The following is a 6,147-nucleotide window of genomic DNA, read 5'->3' on the forward strand; positions in this document are numbered from 1 at the left end:
AAGGCGGCGAGCAGGTCGTCGTCGCGCTCGGCCAGCGCCTGCAGCATGGCGGAGCGGAAGGCGCGGTCGCGCCAGGCGCCGGGGTCGAAGCGCGCGAGTGGCGTTCCCGACGCGCTGACGGATCCCATCGGCGCGAGGGCCGTCGTCAGGCGGTCGCGGAGATTGGCAAGCGCCGTCCCGCCGTCGGCGCCGCGCCGGTCGATCTTGTTGACGAAGATGACGGTCGGCACCTTCAGCCGGACAAGCGCCCGCATCAGGACGCGTGTCTGCGCCTGAACGCCCTCGACGGCGGAGACGACGAGCACCGCGCCGTCAAGCACGCCGAGCACGCGCTCGACTTCGGCAATGAAATCGGGATGGCCGGGGGTATCCAGAAGGTTGATCCGCGTGCCGCGCGCGCTGAACGACGCCACCGCCGAGCGGATGGTGATGCCGCGGTCGCGCTCCAGCTGCAAGGTGTCGGTCTGGGTGTCGCCGGTATCGACGCCGCCGAGCGTCTTGATGACACCGGCGTGAAACAACAGGCGTTCGGTGAGGCTAGTCTTTCCGGCGTCTACATGCGCCAGGATTCCAAGATTGAGTGTTCGCATCGCACAACATGTTCATGGCTACGGGAGTGGCTCCATTGGCTTCGAACATGTGACGGCGCATGTGATTACCTCCATCTGTGGATGAAGGCATCTGATACTACTCTTCCCTTCGTTGCAAGAGCGCGATGGCGGTTCGGCTCACGCGTTTTCGGCTTCCAGCACCTTCTTCAGCTTGCCGAAGGCCAGCCGGATGCGGGATTTGACGGTGCCGAGCGGCAGGCCGGTCGATTCGGCGATTTCGGAGTGGGATTGGCCGAGGAAGAAGGCGGCGCGGAGCATTTCGCGCTGTTCCTCGGGCAATTGGCTCACCGCTTCACGAACTTGTGCATCGCGATCGCCATTGGCGACCAGCTCGTCGGCGCCGATTTCGGCGGTTGGCTGGAGGGCCGGATCGTCCTCGTCGAGGATGCGGGCGCGGGCGCGGCGCTGCAGGTCGATGCGGCGGTTGCGGGCGATGCGGAAGAGCCAGGTGGAGAGCGACGAGCGCGTGGAATCGTAGAGATCGGCCTTGTGCCAGAGCACGATCATGACCTCCTGGACGAGCTCTTCGGCCTCGCTTGCGGTCATTTTCTGCCTGAGAAGCCAGGATTTCAGGCGCGGGGCGAAGTAGTCGAACAGGATGGCGAACGCCTGCTGGTCGCGGCGTTCCGCCACAGCCCCAGCTAGGGCAGCGAAGCGCTGTTTGTCCTCGGCGTCCATTCCGTTCGAAAGCCCCCTGGCTCGATGAAATCCTTGACGGATTTCCACTCCTTATTCACGTACATCGGTTTTTCGAAACGTCAAACTCTTGCCGTTATCTTTATGTCTTAAATTCCTTAAGAGCGATGGTTTCAGATCATTTCCGGACTACATCATCCCGAGCGTTAATCCGGCGCTCAACATTGACACCCGGGTGGAAATGGCACAGGCACGGACTTCTCGCGGCCTGCGTTGACGCTTTGGTAACCTGAATTAAGTCAAAATAAAGCAGATCGTGATTATGCGCCGCCCGCTCGCTCGGGCTCGAATCGCAAGAACCGGCAGGAATATCCATGTTTGTAAAAAGTACCGTACTCGCCCTTTCCCTCGTTCTCGCCGGCGCCGGCATCGCATCCGCACAGTCCAAGAAGCCCGCAGCCGCCGCGCAGCAGCCAGCCGCCGCCGCTTCCACCGCGCCGACCCGCATCCAGCAGTTCCAGGCCTGGGGCGCCTATTCCTACAAGCAGGGCAACAGCACCGTCTGCTACGTCCTCTCGGTGCCGACCGAGAAGAAGCCCGCCGGCATCGACCACGGCGAGAACTTCTTCATCGTCTCGCAGCGCCCGGGCCAGAACATCTCCTACGAGCCGCAGGCGATGATGGGCTACACCGTCAAGGACGCCTCGAAGATCAACGTCGTCATCGACAACAAGACCTTCGTGATGTTCACCAAGGACAAGGCCGGCTGGGTCGAGAACGCCGCGCAGGAACCGGCGCTGGTCGCCGCCATGAAGGGCGGCCACTCGATGACCGTCAACGCCACCTCGCGCAAGGGCACGGCGACCTCCTACAGCTATTCGCTGGCCGGCATTTCTGCCTCGCTGAAGCAGATCGAAAGCTGCAAGTAAGGTTTTTTGATTGCCGGTGACTGCGGTTGATGGGGTGCCGCGTGGCTCCCTCATCCGCCTGCCGGCACCTTCTCCCCGCCGGGGAGAAGAGACTCGTGGCTGGCCGCTCGCGCCGACCTTCCCTTCGCCCCAACGGGGAGAAGGTGGCCCGAAGGGTCGGATGAGGGGGCCACTCGGCACGCCGCTAAACATGGATTCCCCCACACTCCTCCCCTTGCGCTGGCCTTCGTCGTTTCCATCTATAGTGACGGATGGCAAAAATGATGCTAAAGGCGCGCACAACAGCGGATGGATCGCGGCTTGGCCGCCAAGTTCCGCATTCACTTTCTGCCTTCATGCCCGCTCCGCCCGCCAGTCATTCGGACTATCGGGAGGATCGCATGTTGAATTCGGGATTAGATTAAATGTCCGTCATGGATGCGATGACCGTTCTCAAGCCTGCAGCTGCCGCGCCGATGCGCGGTGAAGCCCTGCCGAAGCCGTCGCTGATCGGCCTCACCCGCGAGGAGATGGGCGCCGCACTGCGCGAAAAGGGCGTGCCGGACAAGCAGATCAAGATGCGCGTCGCGCAGCTCTGGAACTGGATCTATGTGCGCGGGGTCTCCGACTTCGATCACATGGCCAATATCTCCAAGGACATGCGCGAGACGCTGAAGACGCACTTCACCATCGCAAGACCCGAGATCGTCGAGGAGCAGGTCTCGAACGACGGCACCCGCAAGTGGCTGCTGCGCTTTCCGGCGCGCGGTGCCGGTCGCCCGGTCGAGATCGAAGCGGTCTATATTCCCGAAGAAGGCCGCGGCACGCTCTGCATCTCCAGCCAGGTCGGCTGCACGCTCACCTGTTCCTTCTGTCACACCGGCACGCAGCGCCTGGTGCGCAACCTGACGGCGGAAGAAATCCTGTCGCAGCTCCTGCTCGCGCGCGACCGGCTGGGTGACTTCCCCGATCGCGAAGCGCCGCAGGGCACGATCATGCCGGCCGAGGGCCGCAAGGTCAGTAACATCGTGATGATGGGCATGGGCGAGCCGCTCTACAATTTCGACAGCGTCAAGCAGGCGCTCCTGATCGCCACCGACGGCGACGGATTGTCGCTCTCCAAGCGCCGCGTCACGCTCTCGACCTCGGGCGTCGTGCCGGAGATCTTCCGCACCGGCGACGAGATCGGCGTCATGCTGGCGATCTCGCTGCATGCAGTGCGTGACGACCTGCGCGACATCCTTGTGCCGATCAACAAGAAGTATCCGCTGAAGGAGCTGATCGACGCCTGCCGCAAGTATCCGGGGCTTTCGAACGCCCGTCGCATCACCTTCGAATATGTGATGCTGAAGGACGTCAACGACAGCCTTGAGGATGCCAAGGGGCTGATCCAGTTGCTCAAGGGCGTGCCGGCGAAGATCAACCTCATTCCGTTCAACCCCTGGCCGGGCACCAACTACCAGTGCTCCGACTGGGCGCAGATCGAGAAGTTCGCCGATTTCATCAACTCGGCCGGCTATGCCTCGCCGATCCGCACGCCGCGCGGCCGCGACATCCTTGCCGCCTGCGGCCAGCTGAAGTCGGAATCGGAACGCATGCGCAAGACCGAGCGCCTGGCCTTCGAGGCGATGATGATCGCCAACCACGGCTCGGATGACTGAGTGCTGGTGACCGATCAGCAAGTTTGATCCTCCCAGCATCTTCTAATGATTGATTTTAAGGGCCGCTTTTCCTACAAGCGGCCCAAAATCATAATTGGAGGATACACATGCGTTCTGTACTGCTCGCTGCCGTGGCTGCGACCCTTGCCCTTTCCCTGCCCGCGAAAGCCGAAGACGTGACCGTTGCGGTCACCGCGATCGTCGAACACCCGGCCCTCGACGCTGCCCGCAAGGGCGTTCTCGACGTGCTGACGGCAGCCGGCTACAAGGAAGGCGAGAACCTGAAGTTCGTGTTCCAGTCGGCGCAGGGAAACCCCGCGACCGCAGCCCAGATCGCCCGCCAGTTCGCCGGTGACGGCCCCAACGTCATCGTTCCGATCTCGACCCCTTCGGCGCAGGCCGTGGTGTCCTCCACCCGCGACATCCCCGTCGTCTTCACCGCCGTGTCCGATCCGCTCGGCGCGCAGCTCGTCAAGAACATGGACAAGCCCGGCGGCAACGTCACCGGCCTCTCCGACATGTCGCCGGTTGCCGAGCACGTGGCGCTGATCAAGGAAATCCTGCCGAACGCCAAGACCATCGGCTACCTCTACAATTCCGGCGAAGCGAACTCGGTATCGCTGCTCGCGGTGCTGAAGGTCGAGGCTGAAAAGGCCGGCCTCAAGGTCGTCGAATCCGCCGCCACCAAGTCCGCCGAAGTGCAGGGTGCCGCCCGCGCGCTCGTCGGCCGCGCCGATGCGATCTACGTGCCCACGGACAACACGATCATCTCGGCGCTTGAGGGTGCCGTGGCCGTTGCCGAAGAGGCCAAGCTGCCGCTCTTCACCGCCGACACGGATTCTGTTTCGCGCGGCTCGGTCGCCGCTCTCGGCTTCAACTACTACGACGTCGGCAAGCAGACCGGCGAAATCGTCGTGCGCATCCTGAAGGGTGAGAACCCCGGCGATATCCCGGTCAAGGTCGCCGCCGGCAGCGATCTCGTCATCAACAAGGGCGCGGCCGCCAAGATGGGCGTGACGCTGCCTGAAAGCGTGCTGAAGCGCGCGACGAAGACGATCGACTGATACAGTCAATCATAGAGACCTGAATGATCAGCCGCTCCCGTTTGCACGGGGGCGGCTGATCGCATAGAGATGAAGACCCTCTCTGGCCTGCCGGCCATCTCCCCCACAAGGGGGGAGAAGACCCGTGGCACCCGTCTGCCCCACTCATAGGTAGGCGGATCGGCTGGGTTAAGCCCTCCCCCTTGTGGGGAGGGTTGGGAGGGGTCTTTAGCCACGGAAACAGCACAAGAAAGGGCAAAAGCCTTGAGTCAGATCGCATTCTGGGGAGCCGTGGAGCTGGGGTTGGTCTATGCCTTCGTCGCGCTCGGCGTTTACCTCGCATTCCGTGTGCTCGATTTTCCGGATCTGACCGTCGACGGCTCGTTTCCGCTCGGCGCCGCCGTGACCGCGGTGCTGATCATTGCCGGCGTCAATGCCTGGCTGGCGGCGCTGATCGCCATGGCGGCGGGGGCTGCGGCCGGCATGGTGACCGCCATGCTCAACGTGCGCTTCAAGATCCTCAATCTGCTCGCATCCATCCTGACGATGATCGCGCTGTTTTCCGTGAACCTGCGCGTCATGGGCAAGCCGAACGTGGCGCTGATCAATGCCGATACGATGATCAGCCCGTTCTTCGGCCATGGCCTGCGTGATTTCTACGTGCGCCCGCTCTTCGTCGGCGTGCTCGTCGTCATCGCCGTCATCGTCGTCTGGCGCTATCTCGAAAGCGATTCCGGCCTCGCCATGCGCGCAACCGGCGCGAATGCCCGCATGGCCCGCGCCCAGGGCGTCGATACCAACCGTCAGATCTATCTCGGCATGGCGATCTCCAATGCGCTGGTGGCGCTCGGCGGCGCGCTGTTTGCGCAGACCAATGGTTTTGCCGACGTGACCTCGGGTGTCGGCACCATCGTCGTCGGTCTGGCCGCCGTCATCATCGGCGAGACGTTGCTTGGGAAGCGCGGCCTCTTGATCGCGCTGATCGGCTGCGTCATCGGATCGATCCTCTACCGCATCGCTATCCAGCTGGCGCTCTCCAGCGACGTGATCGGCCTGCAGGCCTCCGACCTCAATTTCGTCACCGCCGTCTTGGTCACGGTGGCGCTCGTTCTTCCCCGCCTGCGTCGCGGAGGTGCCTCGTCATGATCTCGCTCAAGGATATCAAGGTCGTCTTCGGCAAGGGTACGCCGCTGCAGAAGCAGGCGCTCAACGGCGTCAACCTGACGATCGAGGAAGGCTCGTTCGTGACCGTCATCGGCTCCAACGGCGCCGGCAAGTCGACGCTGCT

Annotated in this window: 7 protein-coding genes; 5 read left to right on the forward strand and 2 right to left on the reverse strand. The window is 63.1% G+C overall.

The window, feature by feature from the left end; all coding sequences use genetic code 11:
• Both B3605_RS01280 and B3605_RS01285 read right to left on the reverse strand, forming a co-directional pair.
• The coding region (locus B3605_RS01280) for a GTP-binding protein (RefSeq protein WP_296431760.1) at positions 1–590 on the reverse strand (590 nt) is incomplete at its 3' end.
• A 138-nt stretch (positions 591–728) separates the two neighbouring features.
• Positions 729–1,289, reverse strand: coding sequence for a sigma-70 family RNA polymerase sigma factor (locus B3605_RS01285; protein WP_047508871.1), 561 nt, complete (start codon positions 1,287–1,289; stop codon positions 729–731).
• A gap of 332 nt (positions 1,290–1,621) precedes the next feature.
• On the opposite strand from B3605_RS01285, the gene B3605_RS01290 reads away from it, so the two are divergent.
• The 5 genes from B3605_RS01290 to B3605_RS25780 form a co-directional block, all read left to right on the forward strand.
• Entirely contained in the window at positions 1,622–2,176 is a 555-nt protein-coding gene (locus B3605_RS01290; protein ID WP_018902274.1) for an invasion associated locus B family protein, read from the forward strand.
• A gap of 404 nt (positions 2,177–2,580) precedes the next feature.
• Complete coding sequence (gene rlmN, locus B3605_RS01295; protein ID WP_112946004.1) at positions 2,581–3,816, forward strand: 23S rRNA (adenine(2503)-C(2))-methyltransferase RlmN; 1,236 nt, start codon at positions 2,581–2,583, stop codon at positions 3,814–3,816.
• Between the two features lie 107 nt (positions 3,817–3,923).
• The gene (locus B3605_RS01300; RefSeq protein WP_112535939.1) at positions 3,924–4,880 is read left to right on the forward strand and encodes an ABC transporter substrate-binding protein; all 957 of its coding nucleotides are present in this window, start codon (positions 3,924–3,926) and stop codon (positions 4,878–4,880) included.
• A gap of 243 nt (positions 4,881–5,123) precedes the next feature.
• The gene (locus B3605_RS01305; RefSeq protein WP_037181912.1) at positions 5,124–6,005 is read left to right on the forward strand and encodes an ABC transporter permease; all 882 of its coding nucleotides are present in this window, start codon (positions 5,124–5,126) and stop codon (positions 6,003–6,005) included.
• On the forward strand, positions 6,002–6,147 hold a 146-nt coding region (locus tag B3605_RS25780; RefSeq protein WP_414706917.1), incomplete at its 3' end, for an ATP-binding cassette domain-containing protein. The genes B3605_RS01305 and B3605_RS25780, both read left to right, overlap by 4 nt.

Origin of the sequence: Rhizobium sp. UBA1881 (genome assembly GCF_002338015.1) — a bacterium.
Lineage (GTDB): Bacteria > Pseudomonadota > Alphaproteobacteria > Rhizobiales > Rhizobiaceae > Rhizobium.